Raw genomic sequence first — 15,603 nt, 5'->3', positions numbered from 1 at the left:
GTTGAAACACTGTTAACACATTTTTTAACCAGAATTTGTGCCACGTTAACGTCCCTAAAGAATGTAAAACGAAAAAAGATGGCCTTAAGCCACCTTTCTCTGCACCTTTATATCTTGCGTTTTTAGTGACCGCCACCCATACACATCGGGCTATCAGGGGCGCCATCTTGTTCACGCTTCCACTCTTCATCAGTGTATGTATGAATAGCTAATGCATGAATGTGGTTATCCAGTTCATTTGCCAAAATTTGATGAACTTGACGATGGCGCCCAATCAAACGCTGTCCCGCGAACGAATCACTCACAACAATCACTTTGAAATGACTCTCTGAGCCTGGTGGCACATTATGCATGTAGCTCTCATTAATGACTTTGAGATAGCTGGGTTGCAGCTCACTGTGTAGTTTCTTCTCTATGATTTCTTGGATCATATTCGTTCCTCATTGATGCGAATTCCATAAGTATATACCTAAGTAAAGCAGACATGCATCACTCAAACATCACTCTCACTATTGACGCACTTTGTAGACATATTGTCTCAAAGCGCTCGACTCCATGAACATGCCTAGAGAGCAGCCATAACTGAACTCGTAAAATTTGACAGCTTTTTGTATCTCGACACGTCATCATTTGCGACAATAACACTTAATTTCTAAATCAACTTACATTTAGCTATGAAAACCGAACTGAACCTTCACGAGCGAAGCTTAACACTTCATCGTTTCCCAAAACGTAGTAACGAAACGCTACAAGCGTGGGATGCCGGTGATGAGTATCTTATTAATCATGTTGAAGAGCTTGCTTTGCCAGACAATCAAAACATCCTCGTGATTAATGACAGCTTTGGTGCCCTCTCCTGCTGGTTTTCGGAAAAGCACCATGTAACGCTAATGAGTGATTCATTCATCTCACATAAAGGTGCACAGCAAAATCTCGAGCAAAACCAGTGCAATAAAGTAGCGTTTGCCACCACGATGGACCTCGTTCCTGCCAATATTGATCTCGTCTTGCTGCAACTGCCCAAAAGTAACCGCCATCTAGTGTGGATACTAAGCCAATTAAGAAAGGCGCTACCGGCTTCCTGCCCCGTCATTGCAGTCAATAAAGCGAAAGACATTCATACTTCGACGCTAAAACTGTTTGAAAAATACTTAGGCGAAACAAAAACATCTTTGGCCTGGAAAAAGCACAGATTGGTGTTTTCTCAAGCAACAGTTGAGCCTCCGATTGAAGTAATGCCTTTCACGACTTGGCGCGTTGATGGCGAAGATATCGAACTCAAGAACATGCCAAATGTCTATTCAGGAGAAAGTTTAGATTTAGGTGCACGCTTTATGCTGCAGCACCTGCCTCAAGACCCTTCGATAGACAATGTCATCGACCTCGGCTGCGGCAATGGTGTTCTGTCTGTTAAATTTGGTCAGTTGAATCCAAATGCTCGGCTAACATGTGTTGATGAAAGTTTTATGGCGCTTGAATCAGCAAAACAGAACCTACGCGACAACCTTGGTGAAAATAGAGACATACAGTGCATAGCGAACAATTGCTTGGAGGGTTTTAAACACAGCAGCAGCTCTATGGTTATGTGTAATCCACCGTTTCATCAACAACAGGCAATCACCGATCATATTGCTTGGCAAATGTTCTGCGATGCTAAACAAGTATTAAGTGAAAATGGCCGTTTACTGGTTATCGGAAATCGTCACCTCGGGTACGACGCAAAACTCAAACGTCTGTTTGGCGATAAAAATGTGAAACTTATCGCTTCCAACAATAAGTTTGTGATTTTACAGGCTACAAAAAATCCTGCTAAATTAAGCGCAATATAAGCTTTAGCAAAATAGTTAAAAGGAATAATAAAATGAGAAAATTGGTACTTGCGGCTTCGGTTGCGTTGCTTGCTGCGTGTTCAGCCCCTCAACAACCTCAGCTGAACCTGATGCCAGAAAGCACATTGAGCACCAATCCAATTGTTCAAGGCAAGACTTACAGTTTGACCAGCAAAGATGTACGTGCAGCGCAGTACGTGGCGTTGGTGGATAACGGCCGTTCGAACATTCTTCCTCTTCATGCTAAACAGAATTTACGTATTGCGTTAGAAGAAGCATTAGAGAAGCAATTCTCATCTCAAGGTTTCCATGCGGATCTAAACAGCAACAACGCGATTGAATTGAGCGTTCAAGAAGCGTTGGTCAACGTGAAGCATTCGGTGATGGAAAACGAGATGGATGCTAAAGTTGTGCTGGAAATCACAGCAGAGACACCTGAGGGCAAGCTAGTCAAAACTTATACAGGTACAGCAAAGCGATCTGGCACATTGAGTGCTTCTGATGCCGATATTGAAGAGACACTGAATGATGTAGTGACATTAACACTTAAAGAAATTGCCAATGATCCTGAGCTTCGTCAATACATGCAGGAGCGTTTCTAATGTTACGCAAGGCAATTCTTTCTCTCGCGCTACTCAGCTGCAGCGTTTGGGCCGGACCAAAAGTGGCGTTTGAAACAACGTTAGGTTCATTTACTGTCGAACTGAATGAAGAGAAAGCGCCGATTACGGTAGCGAACTTCCTGAAATATGTAGAAGACGGTAGCTATGAAGGCACTATTTTTCACCGCGTTATTCCAGGTTTTATGGCGCAAGGTGGTGGCTTTAACCAAGATATGCAAATGGTGAAAACATACGCGCCAATCAAAAACGAAGGAAATAATGGTCTAAACAATGACCGTGCTACCATCGCCATGGCACGAACTAATGCACCAAACTCTGCAACTCGTCAGTTTTTCGTCAACTTAGTCGACAATGACTTTCTCAACTATGGCGCTCGACCACCAGGTTATGCTGTATTTGGTGAGGTTACTGAGGGGTTCGACGTTATCCAGAAAATGGCTCAGCAGCCGACCACGACAGTAGGCCGAATGCGTGATGTACCAGAGACGCAAATCGTCATCACCAAAGCTACACTACTTAAATAGCCAAAACGATAAGCCCTTTGAATAATCGAAGGGCTTTCTCTTTCAACGGCTTCATTTTATTGGATTGATTTATGTCTTCATTACCTTCCATCACTTGGTTGGAAACGGTAAAAAGTTACCTCGATAAACGACTCATGTGGGTTTTCATGCTGGGCTGCTCTAGCGGCTTTCCGTGGGTTCTTATCGGTTCAAACATGTCAGGTTGGCTAAAAGATGCCGGCTTGACCCTCTCCGCAATTGGCTATTTTGGTAGCGTTTTTGCGGTCTATGCGATCAACTTTCTGTGGGCACCTCTGGTTGACCGCGTGAAGCTGCCAGTCCTCTTTAGACTGCTGGGGCAAAGACGTAGCTGGATTTTCTTTTGCCAAAGTATCGTACTCGTCGCTACCCTATTTATTGCCGGCGTTAATCCAGCGGAAAACTTGGTGTTTGCGTCACTACTCGCCTTGTGCATTGCAACGGCTTCAGCGACACAAGACATCGCAATTGATGCTTTTCGTATTGATACTTTCCCAAAGTCAGAAGAGTCTAAACTGCCTCAAGCTTCTGCAATGGCGGTCATTGGCTGGTGGACAGGTTATTCACTACCGGGTTATTTAGCGTTTGTTAATGCTGACAGTGTCGGTTGGAATGGTGTGTACTACGGGATGGCGGTGATAGTCGGCATTCTAATGGTCTTTACGATTTTAGTCGGTGAACCGAAGACTCAACGCGAACAACTTCAGTCTGCCGCAGAACAACGCCACAAAGAAGTGGTTGGTTCAAAAGTCGTAGCTTGGTTTACCGTGACTGTTGTAGAACCTTTCCTTGATTTCTTTAATCGCAATGGCGTCCGTGTCGCGATTACTCTGTTGCTGTTCGTTTTCCTATTTAAAATTGGCGAAGCGTTTTTGGGCAGGATGTCGATCGCGTTCTATAAAGATATTGGTTTTAGCAATGAACAAATTGGCTATTACTCCAAACTGATCGGTTGGGGAGCCACCATCTTCTTTACTTTTGTCGGAAGCATGTTCAACGTTAGGTTTGGTATTGTACGTGGATTAATGATCGGCGGTATTGCGATGTCTGCCAGTAACTTGATGTTTGCTTGGATTGCTTCGGTAGGCCCAAACGAGCACTTGTACTTAGCCACGATTATTGTCGATAACTTTACGACTGCTTTCTCAACTGTCGCTTTTGTTTCATTTTTGACGATTCTAACCGGGCAAGCATTTTCGGCAACTCAGTATGCGTTGCTTGCCTCTCTAGGAAACTTCGGACGGACGACTCTTGCTTCTTTCAGTGGCGAGCTAGTGGATTATCTCAATGATTGGAGCACATTCTTCGTGCTTACCGCTGTCATGGTCGTGCCAAGCTTGATTATGTTGTACTCGCTACGACATTACTTTGATGCTCTATTGGAAAAAGCACGTCACAAGCATTAACGAAACATATAAAAAACCACCGAATTCGGTGGTTTTTGTTTTGCGAGATATAAGATAAGAGGTCTATGGGTATAACCCTTTACCAAACATATTAAATATACGTGCCACGCCTTGAGTAAAGATCATCGGCTCAGTCAATACGGTTAAACACAAGCAGTCTTCTCCGGCCTTAGTGTAAGGGCTGTGCTTCACTGATGCGTCTCTAATCATCAAATCGCCCTCTTCATATTGGCCATCCTCGTCACTAAATCCACCATGTAGGATCAATGTAGACTCCAGGCCTTTGTGCGTATGTTGAGGAATTTGCACATCTTCCCCGATGTACATTAAGCTGACACGAGCGTCTTCCCCTAGGTCAATCTGAGCACTAAAAACCTTGCCTCCGTAACTTCTCCATGACCCTACGAGGTCAGAGAAACGCGCTAGAGTTTTAGGAAGAGCGAAACTTTTTCCTGCGACATTAACAGCAGCAGAGTCGCGGATCACGATATTATCAGTCGCTGGCTCCGCATTGATGATGTCATTAAACATGTCGTCAAATTCAGAAACATACTCAGAAGGTATGTCACTTACGATGTTCGCTTGACTTGCTTCGACTTGGTTCACATAAGCTCGGCACTTGGTGCATATTTCTAAATGGGTTGCGACCACAAGACCAGAAACCGCATCAATGCTTCCCGAAGCGTATGCTTCTAACAAGCTGTTATCTGGGTGTTTGTTCATAGTTGCTCCGTATGCATTGAATGCCTTAGCTTTTCTACTGCAAGCCTCAGCCTGGATTTTACAGTACCGAGGGGTATATCAAATAATTCCGCGACCTGTTGATGAGGTAGCTCTTCAAGATATACCGCTTGTAAAACATCTCTCTGGTTTTTCGGTAATATATCTAAAAACTTAACCACCTGTTCTTTCAACATATCTTGTTCTGGTGAATAGTGATCAACAAGATCAGGTGGATAATACTCTGACGGCCAAATGTCATCAGAATGAATGTGTAATTCCTTACCTTTCTGTTTTCTCAGCAAATCAAAACAAAGGTTTCGGATTATGGTATATATCCAAGTCGATAACGCGCTCTTTTCACCATCATAGAGGTGCGCTTTCTGCCAAACTGTCGCCATGGTCTCTTGCACCATCTCCATAGCAACTTGCTCATTACCAACATGTTTGTAAGCGAATTGCTTCAGCTTGGGTGCGTAAAAACGGAATACAAAAGCGAACGCATCTTTGTCTCGAGCCTTCACTTTATCCATGTAATCGTTCCAATCACTGCGCCCCAGTTTTTTCGGGCTATCACTCATCATAATCGGCCTTAATTTGTGGGAGGAGTCTCCTCCTCCCATTCGTCCTAATCGGTCACGTCATCGACCAACAAGTTGAAACCACCGTTGTTCCCATCATCAATGGCAACGACTTGGTACACAACACCGTTCATTACATTGACTGGTGCTGAGTCAACCGCAACAATACTTGGGTTACCAGCCACTGTTACCGTTACATAATATGTACCTTCAGCGACATATAATCCTTGTACGCTATTTTTATACGCAAAATTAGCAATAGTTGGATCACTTCCATCTATTCCTGCACTCGTAGTGAGGTAAATATCCACCATTTCCGCTATAGGATTAGCCGCAGCGTGTGTCACATTCAATGTCGCGCTAGTCGCCACAGCGCGTCTCATATCTTCAACAACCAGAGCTTCGATATCAATCGCTGGGCTAACAACACCGACTGCATAAACACTGTAATCCATTCCACCTGCAACCATTAACCCGTCAACATCTATGATCGGATTGGTTGTTGTGCCATCCACGTAAACGTCAATATCGTAAGCGCCAGCAGCAAGATCCAAATAACCACGAATCTCTTTGAACGCTAAGTCGGCAAGAGGAGCGAAGGCCGCCCCGTTAACGTTAACATCGACGACTGGCGCTCCATCGACAAGGTGTCCGACTCTTACTTCAGCTTGGCTGCCCATATCTTCAATTATAGAAGAGCCCGAACCGTCCAACACCAAGAGTTTGACAGGTGACGTGCTATTCGAATCTCCTGTGCCGATAGCGGCAATCGTCAAGTTGGAATTAGCCGCAAGAGGTACTGTGCCGGAGTCAAAAGCAACGCTGTCTCCTACGGCAAGTCGAACTTGATACTCACCAGCTGGGATGTTCAATACGTCGGTAGAAGCTTTGTAAGCAAGGTTAGTTATTGGAGTCGCGCTAGCAAGAGCAACACCTGGCTCAGTGACATAAAGATCAACAGCAGGAACGCCTGAAGCTGCATGAACAACTTGAACATCTAGACTATTGGCATCAGCCATTGAATCGGCGCTGCGAGTCACAACTAAAGGCTCAACTGGGTTTGGCGAACCATCGGCATCGCCAACAACGAACACGTTATAATTGAGGTCGGAATCAAGATCTAGTTCTGTTTTAGGTATTACGGTCGCGGTTTCATTACCTGGGAGCTGAACATCGACCTGAATCGAATTCATCCCCTCTCGCAATTTAACGTAGCCAGATCCCACACCATAATCAACATTCGTTAATGATGGTTTATCGTTGATCCACACATTTGCAAGCGGCGCATCAGAAGACGCGTGCACTGCTTGTAAATTGGAATACTCGATAGTGTCACTGTCGGAGCCACACGCCGCCAGTCCTAATGCCGCCACCATAGTTAGCGCAGCTCTGCCAAATCCTTTCATATCCTTGCCTCTTTGTTAGTCGGGGCTTCTATGGCTTCTGTCAGAAATTGCAACGCAGGAATGCAGTTCTCTGCGCCAACGAGCTGTTCGAACAGATTGCAGTCTAAAGGAAGTAATTCAAGCCAGCGCTGGGTCACCCAAGCTGAGTCATCGTAAAAACGATGCTGGTAGAGGTTTCCAAGTTGAGGAAACTCTTCATAAACATGGGATAACTGCTGGCTTAAATAGAAGAAATCTGGTGAGTTGTCTGGATGTTGCCAATTGTCTAACCATTCGACCTCTGCATGGCGTAAGCCGTCCGCATCTGCACGAACTCGTTTGACAACAAAGCGTTTCTCACCAGCGACTGTAATACCAAGAAGACCATCACTGAGTGTTTCAAAATCAACAATCCTGACCAAAGTTCCGATAGATGAAACGTTACCCACGTCTTTAGGGTCACCTTCACTTCCTACTAGGCAAACTCCAAAACCCACATTTTGTAGGCTGCATTCCTTTACCATTCGCTTATATCGTGGCTCAAAAATGCGCAGATTCATTTTACCTTCAGGGAGTACAACTGAAGTGAGTGGGAATAACATGACTTCTTTCATTCAAACGTCCTCTTTGATTCACGGATACATACGAATCCCTTATCACTCCGATCACTAACGATTTATGTTGGTTAATCGACTGGCTTAAAAAGTCATAAAATCGCTCACGCAAACGATCCAAATCACACATTTATTGCAATAAAATGCAACAAACAAAAAGTTCCGTAAATAAAGATAATTTCGTGATGCAACTCACCAAAAACGTTTCATTTTGCACCCTTTATCACTTTCATTTGGGATTTTTATCGCTATTATTCCCGCCAATTGGAAAGCGCAGCACAGATTGCGTGTTCTGAATCATTACAAACATAGAGAGTCCCCTTATGCGTAAATCACTTTTAGCTCTTAGCCTTCTAGCGGCTACTTCAGCTCCAGTTATGGCGGCAGATTACTCTGACGGCGATATTCACAAAAACGATTACAAGTGGATGCAATTTAACCTAATGGGTGCATTTGACGAACTTCCAGGTGAGTCTTCACACGACTACCTAGAAATGGAATTCGGCGGCCGCTCTGGTATCTTCGACCTTTACGGCTACGTTGATGTATTCAACCTAACTTCTGATCCAGGTAGCGACAAAGCTGGCGCAGAGAAGATCTTTATGAAATTCGCTCCACGTATGTCTCTAGATGCGGTAACTGGTAAAGACCTATCTTTCGGTCCAGTTCAAGAGCTATACGTTGCAACTCTAATCGAGTGGGGTGGTAACTCTGGTGTTAACTCTCAAAAAATCGGTCTAGGTTCTGACGTAATGGTTCCTTGGTTTGGTAAAGTTGGTGTTAACCTATACGGCACTTACGACGGCAACAAAAAGGATTGGAACGGTTTCCAAATCTCGACTAACTGGTTCAAACCATTCTACTTCTTCGAGAACGGTTCATTCATTTCTTACCAAGGCTACATCGATTACCAATTCGGTATGGATGATGATGCTGGTAACAAGTTTGGTTCAACCGCGTCAAACGGTGGTGCAATGTTCAACGGTATCTACTGGCACTCAGACCGCTTCGCAGTGGGTTACGGTCTAAAAGGTTACAAAGACGTGTACGGTATCAAAGATACTGATGGGTTCAAGTCAACTGGCTTTGGCCACTACCTTGCTGTAACTTACAAGTTCTAATTGAACCACTAAGTTTGCTCAAAAATGGCGCCTTTCGGCGCCATTTTTATTTGCTTTCCTTTTTTCCCTCATTATCCTTGCAGCAAACCTTTTTAATGAGAGCGTTTGGTGAATATCCTTATCCTCGGTCCAGGTGCGGTGGGCTCACTCTGGGCAACAAAATTTAAGCTTGCCGGGCACAATGTTTCATTGTGGGGAAGAAGTTCTGAAAGCCAACAATCACTTCAGTTGGATGACACACCCGCAATCGTATTCAGTAATCAAGATATTTCCTCCGTAAATAAAGCAGATCTCATTTTGATCACGGTAAAAGCTTGGCAAGTGGAAGACGCCATTCAGCCTTTGCTCCCTCATATCAATACAGACACGATTATCATGCTGATGCACAATGGTATGGGTACTGCCTCTGCCTTGGAGAAGGTTGTGCCAAACAATCCGATAGTGCTCGCAACAACGACGCACGGCGCATACAAACCAGATAACCAACACGTATTGCATACCGGTCACGGAACAACGCAAGCGGGTGGTTATAATGACAAAGGAATGCAGTGCGCTTTTCTGCAAGATGTTATGCATCATGCTCTTCCAGAGGTCATTTGGAATCCACACATCCAATCTGCGTTATGGACTAAGTTAGCAATTAACTGCGCGATTAACCCACTGACTGCGATTCACCAGTGTAAGAATGGTGAGCTTGCGCAGCCCGAGTTTAAGATACAACTCGAAAGCATCACTCAAGAACTGGTTGAAGTAATGAGTAAAGAAGGTATTGCTATCGAGTTTCGCTCTCTTTTCGATACGGTAATGCAAGTGGTGAACGCCACAGCTGAGAACTATTCTTCAATGAGGCAAGACGTATTCCATCAACGTCGAACGGAAATTGATTTTATAACCGGATACTTGTTAAAGGCTGCCGAGAAACATCGTATCAATACGCCTGAGAATTTAAAACTTTACCAACGCATCAAACAAATAGAACAAAGCTGGACAGAACAATGAGTAAGAAAATCTTAGTGCCAATAGCTCCAGGCACCGAAGAAATGGAAGCCGTCACCGTTATCGACATGATGGTTCGCGCGGGTTATGACGTTACAGTAGCGAGTGCTGCTTTTGATGGCTCATTGACGATGAAAGCTTCTCGCGGAGTCACACTAACTGCCGATTGTAAGCTAGTCGATATCGCTGATGATGAGTTTGACGCCATAGCGCTTTCTGGTGGTGTTGGTGGTGCAGAAATTTTTCGTGATAGCACGGTGATGATAGAAATCCTTAAGCAGCACATCTACGAGGGAAAATTGGTCGCTGCTATCTGCGCAGCACCGGCGTTGGTATTGCAACACCATGATCTTTTCCCACAATCACTGATGACCTGTCACCCGAGCTTTCAGTCACATATCCCGGAAGAGAAGTGGCGCAGCAAACGCGTGACCTTTGATATCAACCACAACCTGATCACCAGTCAAGGTCCGGGTACAGCTTTAGAGTTCGCGATGGAAGTAATCATTCAACTCTCAGGTAAAAAACACGCATGGTCAGTTGCTGAACCAATGATCCCTCTGCCTACTCTGCACTACCACAAGCTTGGTGAAGAATAATGTTTGACGTAAATGCTGTACGCGAGCAATTTCCTGCTCTAAACCAATCCGTCAACGATACGCCCTTAGTGTATCTAGATAGCGCAGCGACAACGCAAAAACCGCAATGTGTGATTAATGTCATCAGTCATTACTACAGTGCGCAAAATGCCAATGTTCACCGTGGCAGCCATAGTTTAACGGCTAATGCCACCAGCCAATTTGAAGCGGCACGAGAACGAGTGGCAAGCTTTATTGGTGCAAACAGCTCTAAAGAGATCATTTGGACACGGGGCGCAACCGAAGCACTGAACTTAATTGCTCAAACCTACGCCCGTAGCACGTTACAACCAGGTGATGAGATCTTGATTAGCGAGATGGAGCACCACGCCAACATCGTGCCCTGGCAAATCGTGGCAGAGCAAACGGGTGCTAAAGTCATTAAAGTTCCGATGACATCAGATTGCCAGTTCGACATCAGTGCATTTGAGGCGCTTCTGTCTGACCGCTGTAAAATTGTTGCTTGCGCGCAAATAACCAACGTAACAGGCACACGCCAACCTATAGAAAAAATCACTGAACTGGCGCACAACGTTGGCGCGGTTATTGTAGTTGATGGCGCGCAAGGCATCGTACATGAGCAACTTGATTTATCGGCATCAGATATCGATTTCTACGTTTTCTCAGGTCACAAACTTTATGCACCAGCAGGCATTGGGGTTTTATACGGCAAGCTTGAACTTTTGGAAGCCATGCCACCATGGCACGGCGGCGGTAAAATGGTTGAACGCGTTTCTTTCGAAAAAACGACGTTTTCTGCACTTCCTGGTAAATTTGAAGCGGGCACACCAAACGTTGCGGGCGCAATTGCTCTAGCGAAAGCCATTGAGTGGTACCAAGGTTTTGACCATCACGAAGTAGAGGATCATCTCCATGCGCTTCAGGATAAGGCCTACCAAGCACTAAGCGCTTTGGATGACATTCATATTCTAGGCTATCAACCGAATGCCTCTGTACTGACGTTCGTCATGGACGGCGTTCATCACCAAGATATTGCGACGCTGCTCGATCAACAAGGCATTGCGGTACGAGCAGGACACCACTGCGCTCACCCATTGATGGATGCGCTAAATGTGAAAGGCACGGTACGCGTCTCTTTTGGTATTTATAACACGGCTGAAGATGTGGATAGACTCATCGCCGCCGTAGAAAAAGCCGTCGACATGCTATAACGCCAACGGTTTGATTTGGAGTAACCAACAAGGTTACTCCATCTGCCTATCCAGAGTCGCCACGCAATTTCTGCCATTTCTTTTCGCAGCATAAAGCGCTTTATCTGCATGCGCATACAAACGTTTGGTGGTTTCATTTCTGCCTATTTCCACCACGCCTACACTCACCGTGACCGGAATTTCAATCTTTTCAAATTCGAACTGACAATTTTGAATGTGGGAACGTACTTCCTCTCCTACCTCTTTCGCCGCCGACAGAGAAGTTTCTGGCAAAATAATCGCAAACTCCTCCCCTCCGACTCTTGCAAAAATTTCGTCTTTGACGAGTAAGTGAGAAACCAAATCAGCTAAGGTCTCTAAGACATAATCCCCCGCATCATGACCACGTTTATCATTGATGACTTTAAAAAAGTCCAAATCAAACAATAACAACGCGGAGTGATAGTTCGGCTCTTGAGCTTTAATGACCTCTTCTGTGAGCTTTTCGAAAAAGACACGTCGATTGTAGATGTTGGTAAGAGCATCAATTTGGCTTTGATGGCGAAGAAGGGTTTCAACTCGGTGGCGATTGGAGATGTTGCGTGTAAGAATAAGGACAACGCGACGACCTCGGTATTTTATAGCGAGTGGGCAGATCTTGCCTTCGTAGTATAGGTCGCCTCTTGGCCCACTGTTAGCATCTATTCCCTGAATGCTGTCGGCGCACATCTTGTACTCGATCGTCACAATACTGTCTTGTTTCAGTGATCGACTGATCTGCTCGATAAACCAGTCGGCTTGCTCTTTTTCAAGTACGCTGTGAAGTGTCTTACCTATCAAATTGCTTCCATCGTGATAGGCTTTTTTATCTGTTCCTCCAAAAACATCAATATAGATACCATCTTCACTCAGAATAAAAGTGGGGTCTGGCATTCCGGATAACACGTCTTGCGCATGTTCCAAGGTGAATTGCATATAGGGAGGTTCCTAGCGTTTGTACCTAAATATCCCAATCGCCTCCAAATGCGTGTCAGCATTGGGGAACAGGAGCGAATGAGGCATATGTCTACTATCTAATATAGACAAATTTTAAATACAATTGAGTTTATAAAAACCAAGTGGGCAATATAATGAACCAGGATCAATAGAAAGGTTAATTAACACTAAAATAGTCGACTATTTGCATACTTTTTATCCATATGCAAAAAATGTCTCAACTCAGATACAAAAAACGCCAAACAGCTAGGTTATTCGGCGTTTTTTAAGAATTGGGAAAATGACTCGTTACACGGCGGTTTGCTTAATCTGCTCTACAATAGCTTTCAAGCCATTACCACGTGACGGGCTTAAATGGGAGACAAGCCCCAGTTGATCAAAATAAGCATCAATATCAAACGCTTGAATTTGATCGGCCGTTTTACCGTCATAAGCTGCCATTACCAAGGCAATCAATCCACGGACGATACGCGCATCGGAGTCCGCACAAAAATGCCAAACGCCATCTTGCTCTTTGCTCACTAACCACACCAAGCTTTCACAACCCGAAACGGTAACTTGTTCTGATTTCAGCTCTTCTGGCATTTTTGGCAGCTTTTTACCCCACTGAATAACCTGACGGTAACGATCTTCCCAGCCTTTAAATTGCTGCATAGTCGCTACAATGTCTTCGCTGGTGATATCTGTACCAAATGGAGAAACGGGAAAATCTGTCATGATGCGCTCTTCTTCTAGTTTACTGCTTATATTTTGAAATCAACTTCTCAACGATTCGCGATACCGCGACAAAGCCAAACGTTGCAGTTACGACAGTCGCCGCACCAAAACCGCTAGCGCAATCCATACGTTTTGGACCTTCCGCTGTCGACTTCACACCACACACTGAACCGTCTGCTTGAGGATACTTCAGCTGCTCGGTTGAAAACACGCAATCAATACCAAACTTACGAGCCGGATTCTTAGGGAAGTTATGATGACGACGCAAGGTGTCTTTGATTTTCTTCGCTAGAGGATCTTGGATCGTTTTCGTTAAGTCAGCGACCATGATCTGCGTTGGGTCAACCTGACCACCAGCGCCCCCCGTGGTGATCACTTTGACCTTGTTGCTGCGGCAATACGCCAACAAAGACGCCTTCGCTTTTACGCTGTCAATCGCATCTAGCACGTAATCAAACTCTTTGCTTAAGTACTCATGTTGATTGTCTGGCGTGATGAAATCATCAATCAGATTGACTTTACACTCTGGGTTGATCAATTTGACACGCTCGGCCATCACTTCAATCTTGCTTTGGCCAACGGTGCCCGTCATCGCATGAATTTGGCGGTTAATGTTCGTGACACAAACATCGTCCATATCAATCAGAGTCAACTCACCGATCCCAGTACGGGCCAGCGCTTCGACCGCCCATGAACCCACGCCACCAATACCAATAACACAAACGTGTGCAGCGCGAAGAATGTCCACTTCACTGTTGCCATAAAGACGACGAGTGCCGCCAAAGCGTTGATTGTAGCTGTCAGATGCTGGGGTATCGAGTTCACGCATATTGAAGTCCAGATGATCGATAGAAAAACAAAGAGTGCGATTTATACGCACTCTTTGATGAAATGTCTAGATAAGAGGCGGTTCCTCTTTCTTGGGTCGCTATTGTAGCTTTTCTGGCGGCAAAGCCCAAGGCGCTTGAGTTGGTGAGTTTTCCAGCCCAAGTTTCCAAACTCGACCAAAATGCTTGTAGTGCCCTGCTTCCGTTCCTGCTCTCGCACCAATGCCATGATACAGATCCAAATGGTTCTGTTTTACCGCACCACCAGTGTCTAAAACGATCAGCATTCGCAGTTGATGAGCACCGCTCCACGTACCATCCGCATTCAGCAATGGTACTTCCGCCAAGATTGGTGTGCCCATTGGTAAGATAGAACGGTCACCCGCGACCGCGGCCATTGGTAACAAAGGAATACCAGCCGATCCCGTTACTGGCGCTTCCGCTTTTGGCGCAAAGAAGACGTAAGAAGGGTTTTGCTCCAACAACTCGCGTACTGTTGCGTCGTCGTTGTCCATTACCCACTCTTTAATCGCTTTGAGAGACATTTTTTCACGCGGCACTTCACCACGTTCAATCAAAATGCGGCCAATACTAACGTAAGCTTTATTATTTTTCCCTGCGTACGCGAAGTACTCCAACGTATCATCATCTTCAAAATGCACATAGCCACTGCCCTGCACTTCCATCATAAACGGGTCAATACGGTTAGGCGCATAACCTAGCACTAAACCTTGGCCATCTAATGCCCCGTTGTAGATCTCCGCACGAGTCGGACAATCTGATGAGCAGTTTGGCTTGCCATAAACTGGGTACTTAAAAATGTCGTTTGGTGTATGACGCAGCTCCATCACGGGAGAAAAGTATCCGGTAAACAGCACATTACCTTTTTTATCACCACCACCCAATTGCGCGGCTTGAATGCCAAACGCACTCAACGCACTGGTATCTCCGCTCTGTTGCGCCCACTCACTTAATCGTTGATATAGCGGTTGGTATATCTTCGCCATGGATGGTGACTTTATCACCACTTGCTCAGCTTGCTTGTTAAATTCAGTAAAATCGCGTGGTTTGTTAGACTCAACCACATCCACTTGATTGAGGATCTGAGGAAACTCACCATCAAGATATTGCTGAGCACGATCATTTTGTTGAGCACAGCCAAAGAGTAGGCTCAAAGAGATAATAGGAAGGAGTTTTTTTAACACGTGTCTTTTCCGTAAAAGAGAATAGCAAAAGGATGGCAAACAAATGCATACGGTGCAATTGAAAAGCAACGACAAAATGTTTCAACGCTAAGCCAATCCGTTTACTCGTTGTAAATTCATTCAGTTAATGCAACATGATAACAGCGGAAGAATTACGGAATTGTCCGGATTATGTTTGGAAGTAAAATTTACTGATTGAGAGATGAAATTGTGATCATCCATATGGCTCACAGACGCAAGAGAGCTCTGCTT

General features: G+C 44.9%; 17 protein-coding genes. 8 read left to right on the top strand and 9 right to left on the bottom strand.

Annotated elements, in window-relative coordinates; genetic code table 11:
- Nucleotides 1–122: 122 nt before the first annotated feature.
- Nucleotides 123–431 carry a transcriptional regulator BolA gene (bolA, locus tag R7H07_RS07395; protein WP_206959586.1) on the bottom strand — a complete coding sequence of 103 codons (309 nt, stop codon included), beginning with the start codon at nt 429–431 and terminating at the stop codon, nt 123–125.
- Between the two features lie 243 nt (nt 432–674).
- Here bolA and R7H07_RS07390 point away from each other — a divergent pair, with 243 nt between their 5' ends.
- The 4 genes from R7H07_RS07390 (at nt 675) to R7H07_RS07375 (ending at nt 4,400) form a co-directional block, all read left to right on the top strand.
- The gene (locus R7H07_RS07390; RefSeq protein WP_206959588.1) at nt 675–1,829 is read left to right on the top strand and encodes a methyltransferase; all 1,155 of its coding nucleotides are present in this window, start codon (nt 675–677) and stop codon (nt 1,827–1,829) included.
- 32 nt (nt 1,830–1,861) lie between these two features.
- Nucleotides 1,862–2,431 carry a YajG family lipoprotein gene (locus R7H07_RS07385; RefSeq protein ID WP_005380259.1) on the top strand — a complete coding sequence of 190 codons (570 nt, stop codon included), beginning with the start codon at nt 1,862–1,864 and terminating at the stop codon, nt 2,429–2,431.
- A complete protein-coding gene (locus R7H07_RS07380; RefSeq protein WP_203346006.1) occupies nt 2,431–2,976 on the top strand; it encodes a peptidylprolyl isomerase in 546 nt (181 codons plus the stop codon). The genes R7H07_RS07385 and R7H07_RS07380 overlap by 1 nt, the downstream gene beginning before the upstream one ends.
- 71 nt (nt 2,977–3,047) lie before the next feature.
- A complete protein-coding gene (locus R7H07_RS07375) occupies nt 3,048–4,400 on the top strand; it encodes an AmpG family muropeptide MFS transporter (RefSeq protein WP_005380257.1) in 1,353 nt (450 codons plus the stop codon).
- A 63-nt stretch (nt 4,401–4,463) separates the two neighbouring features.
- Here the strand turns inward: R7H07_RS07375 and R7H07_RS07370 are convergent, their stop codons facing one another.
- From R7H07_RS07370 to R7H07_RS07355, 4 genes are read right to left on the bottom strand one after another with little or no spacing between them, the layout of a single operon-like run.
- Nucleotides 4,464–5,123, bottom strand: coding sequence for a ChrR family anti-sigma-E factor (locus R7H07_RS07370; RefSeq protein ID WP_065274773.1), 660 nt, complete (start codon nt 5,121–5,123; stop codon nt 4,464–4,466).
- A complete protein-coding gene (locus R7H07_RS07365) occupies nt 5,120–5,704 on the bottom strand; it encodes an RNA polymerase sigma factor (RefSeq protein WP_005380255.1) in 585 nt (194 codons plus the stop codon). The genes R7H07_RS07370 and R7H07_RS07365 overlap by 4 nt, the downstream gene beginning before the upstream one ends.
- Nucleotides 5,705–5,748: 44 nt before the next feature.
- The gene (locus R7H07_RS07360; protein ID WP_005380254.1) at nt 5,749–7,107 is read right to left on the bottom strand and encodes a DUF4397 domain-containing protein; all 1,359 of its coding nucleotides are present in this window, start codon (nt 7,105–7,107) and stop codon (nt 5,749–5,751) included.
- On the bottom strand, nt 7,104–7,700 hold the full coding sequence (locus tag R7H07_RS07355; RefSeq protein ID WP_005380253.1) for an LON peptidase substrate-binding domain-containing protein: 597 nt from the start codon (nt 7,698–7,700) through the stop codon (nt 7,104–7,106). Before R7H07_RS07355 ends, R7H07_RS07360 begins: the two co-directional genes overlap by 4 nt.
- A 323-nt stretch (nt 7,701–8,023) precedes the next feature.
- Here R7H07_RS07355 and R7H07_RS07350 point away from each other — a divergent pair, with 323 nt between their 5' ends.
- The 4 genes from R7H07_RS07350 to csdA all read left to right on the top strand — a co-directional run bounded on the left by R7H07_RS07350 (nt 8,024) and on the right by csdA (nt 11,627).
- Nucleotides 8,024–8,821, top strand: a complete 798-nt coding sequence (locus tag R7H07_RS07350; protein ID WP_005385292.1) for an outer membrane protein OmpK — start codon at nt 8,024–8,026, stop codon at nt 8,819–8,821.
- A 108-nt stretch (nt 8,822–8,929) separates the two neighbouring features.
- The gene (gene panE, locus R7H07_RS07345) at nt 8,930–9,820 is read left to right on the top strand and encodes a 2-dehydropantoate 2-reductase (RefSeq protein ID WP_017820775.1); all 891 of its coding nucleotides are present in this window, start codon (nt 8,930–8,932) and stop codon (nt 9,818–9,820) included.
- Nucleotides 9,817–10,416, top strand: coding sequence for a DJ-1 family glyoxalase III (locus R7H07_RS07340; RefSeq protein WP_006742560.1), 600 nt, complete (start codon nt 9,817–9,819; stop codon nt 10,414–10,416). Before panE ends, R7H07_RS07340 begins: the two co-directional genes overlap by 4 nt.
- A complete protein-coding gene (csdA, locus tag R7H07_RS07335; RefSeq protein ID WP_065274775.1) occupies nt 10,416–11,627 on the top strand; it encodes a cysteine desulfurase CsdA in 1,212 nt (403 codons plus the stop codon). Before R7H07_RS07340 ends, csdA begins: the two co-directional genes overlap by 1 nt.
- A gap of 33 nt (nt 11,628–11,660) precedes the next feature.
- Here the strand turns inward: csdA and R7H07_RS07330 are convergent, their stop codons facing one another.
- The 4 genes from R7H07_RS07330 to mltA form a co-directional block, all read right to left on the bottom strand.
- Nucleotides 11,661–12,581 (bottom strand): sensor domain-containing diguanylate cyclase, encoded by a 921-nt coding sequence (locus R7H07_RS07330; RefSeq protein WP_065274776.1) that lies wholly within the window; start codon nt 12,579–12,581, stop codon nt 11,661–11,663.
- A gap of 309 nt (nt 12,582–12,890) precedes the next feature.
- The gene (csdE, locus tag R7H07_RS07325; RefSeq protein ID WP_005385278.1) at nt 12,891–13,319 is read right to left on the bottom strand and encodes a cysteine desulfurase sulfur acceptor subunit CsdE; all 429 of its coding nucleotides are present in this window, start codon (nt 13,317–13,319) and stop codon (nt 12,891–12,893) included.
- Nucleotides 13,320–13,338: 19 nt separating this feature from the next.
- Nucleotides 13,339–14,148 carry a tRNA cyclic N6-threonylcarbamoyladenosine(37) synthase TcdA gene (gene tcdA, locus R7H07_RS07320; protein ID WP_206959590.1) on the bottom strand — a complete coding sequence of 270 codons (810 nt, stop codon included), beginning with the start codon at nt 14,146–14,148 and terminating at the stop codon, nt 13,339–13,341.
- A gap of 99 nt (nt 14,149–14,247) precedes the next feature.
- On the bottom strand, nt 14,248–15,351 hold the full coding sequence (mltA, locus tag R7H07_RS07315; RefSeq protein ID WP_005391723.1) for a murein transglycosylase A: 1,104 nt from the start codon (nt 15,349–15,351) through the stop codon (nt 14,248–14,250).
- Nucleotides 15,352–15,603 lie beyond the last annotated feature (252 nt).

It is taken from the genome of Vibrio sp. Vb1127 (assembly GCF_033338735.1).
Classification (GTDB): Bacteria; Pseudomonadota; Gammaproteobacteria; order Enterobacterales; family Vibrionaceae; genus Vibrio; species Vibrio alginolyticus.
This window is presented reverse-complemented; position numbering and strand designations above follow the sequence as displayed.

Coding starts and splice junctions, on each gene's coding strand:
- R7H07_RS07365 (WP_005380255.1), bottom strand. CDS start 5,704: ATGATGAGTGATAGCCCGAAAAAACTGGGGCGCAGTGATTGGAACGAT.
- R7H07_RS07385 (WP_005380259.1), top strand. CDS start 1,862: ATGAGAAAATTGGTACTTGCGGCTTCGGTTGCGTTGCTTGCTGCGTGT.
- R7H07_RS07330 (WP_065274776.1), bottom strand. CDS start 12,581: ATGCAATTCACCTTGGAACATGCGCAAGACGTGTTATCCGGAATGCCA.
- R7H07_RS07350 (WP_005385292.1), top strand. CDS start 8,024: ATGCGTAAATCACTTTTAGCTCTTAGCCTTCTAGCGGCTACTTCAGCT.
- R7H07_RS07380 (WP_203346006.1), top strand. CDS start 2,431: ATGTTACGCAAGGCAATTCTTTCTCTCGCGCTACTCAGCTGCAGCGTT.
- csdA (WP_065274775.1), top strand. CDS start 10,416: ATGTTTGACGTAAATGCTGTACGCGAGCAATTTCCTGCTCTAAACCAA.
- R7H07_RS07370 (WP_065274773.1), bottom strand. CDS start 5,123: ATGAACAAACACCCAGATAACAGCTTGTTAGAAGCATACGCTTCGGGA.
- R7H07_RS07355 (WP_005380253.1), bottom strand. CDS start 7,700: ATGAAAGAAGTCATGTTATTCCCACTCACTTCAGTTGTACTCCCTGAA.
- R7H07_RS07340 (WP_006742560.1), top strand. CDS start 9,817: ATGAGTAAGAAAATCTTAGTGCCAATAGCTCCAGGCACCGAAGAAATG.
- R7H07_RS07360 (WP_005380254.1), bottom strand. CDS start 7,107: ATGAAAGGATTTGGCAGAGCTGCGCTAACTATGGTGGCGGCATTAGGA.
- R7H07_RS07390 (WP_206959588.1), top strand. CDS start 675: ATGAAAACCGAACTGAACCTTCACGAGCGAAGCTTAACACTTCATCGT.
- tcdA (WP_206959590.1), bottom strand. CDS start 14,148: ATGCGTGAACTCGATACCCCAGCATCTGACAGCTACAATCAACGCTTT.
- csdE (WP_005385278.1), bottom strand. CDS start 13,319: ATGACAGATTTTCCCGTTTCTCCATTTGGTACAGATATCACCAGCGAA.
- R7H07_RS07375 (WP_005380257.1), top strand. CDS start 3,048: ATGTCTTCATTACCTTCCATCACTTGGTTGGAAACGGTAAAAAGTTAC.
- bolA (WP_206959586.1), bottom strand. CDS start 431: ATGATCCAAGAAATCATAGAGAAGAAACTACACAGTGAGCTGCAACCC.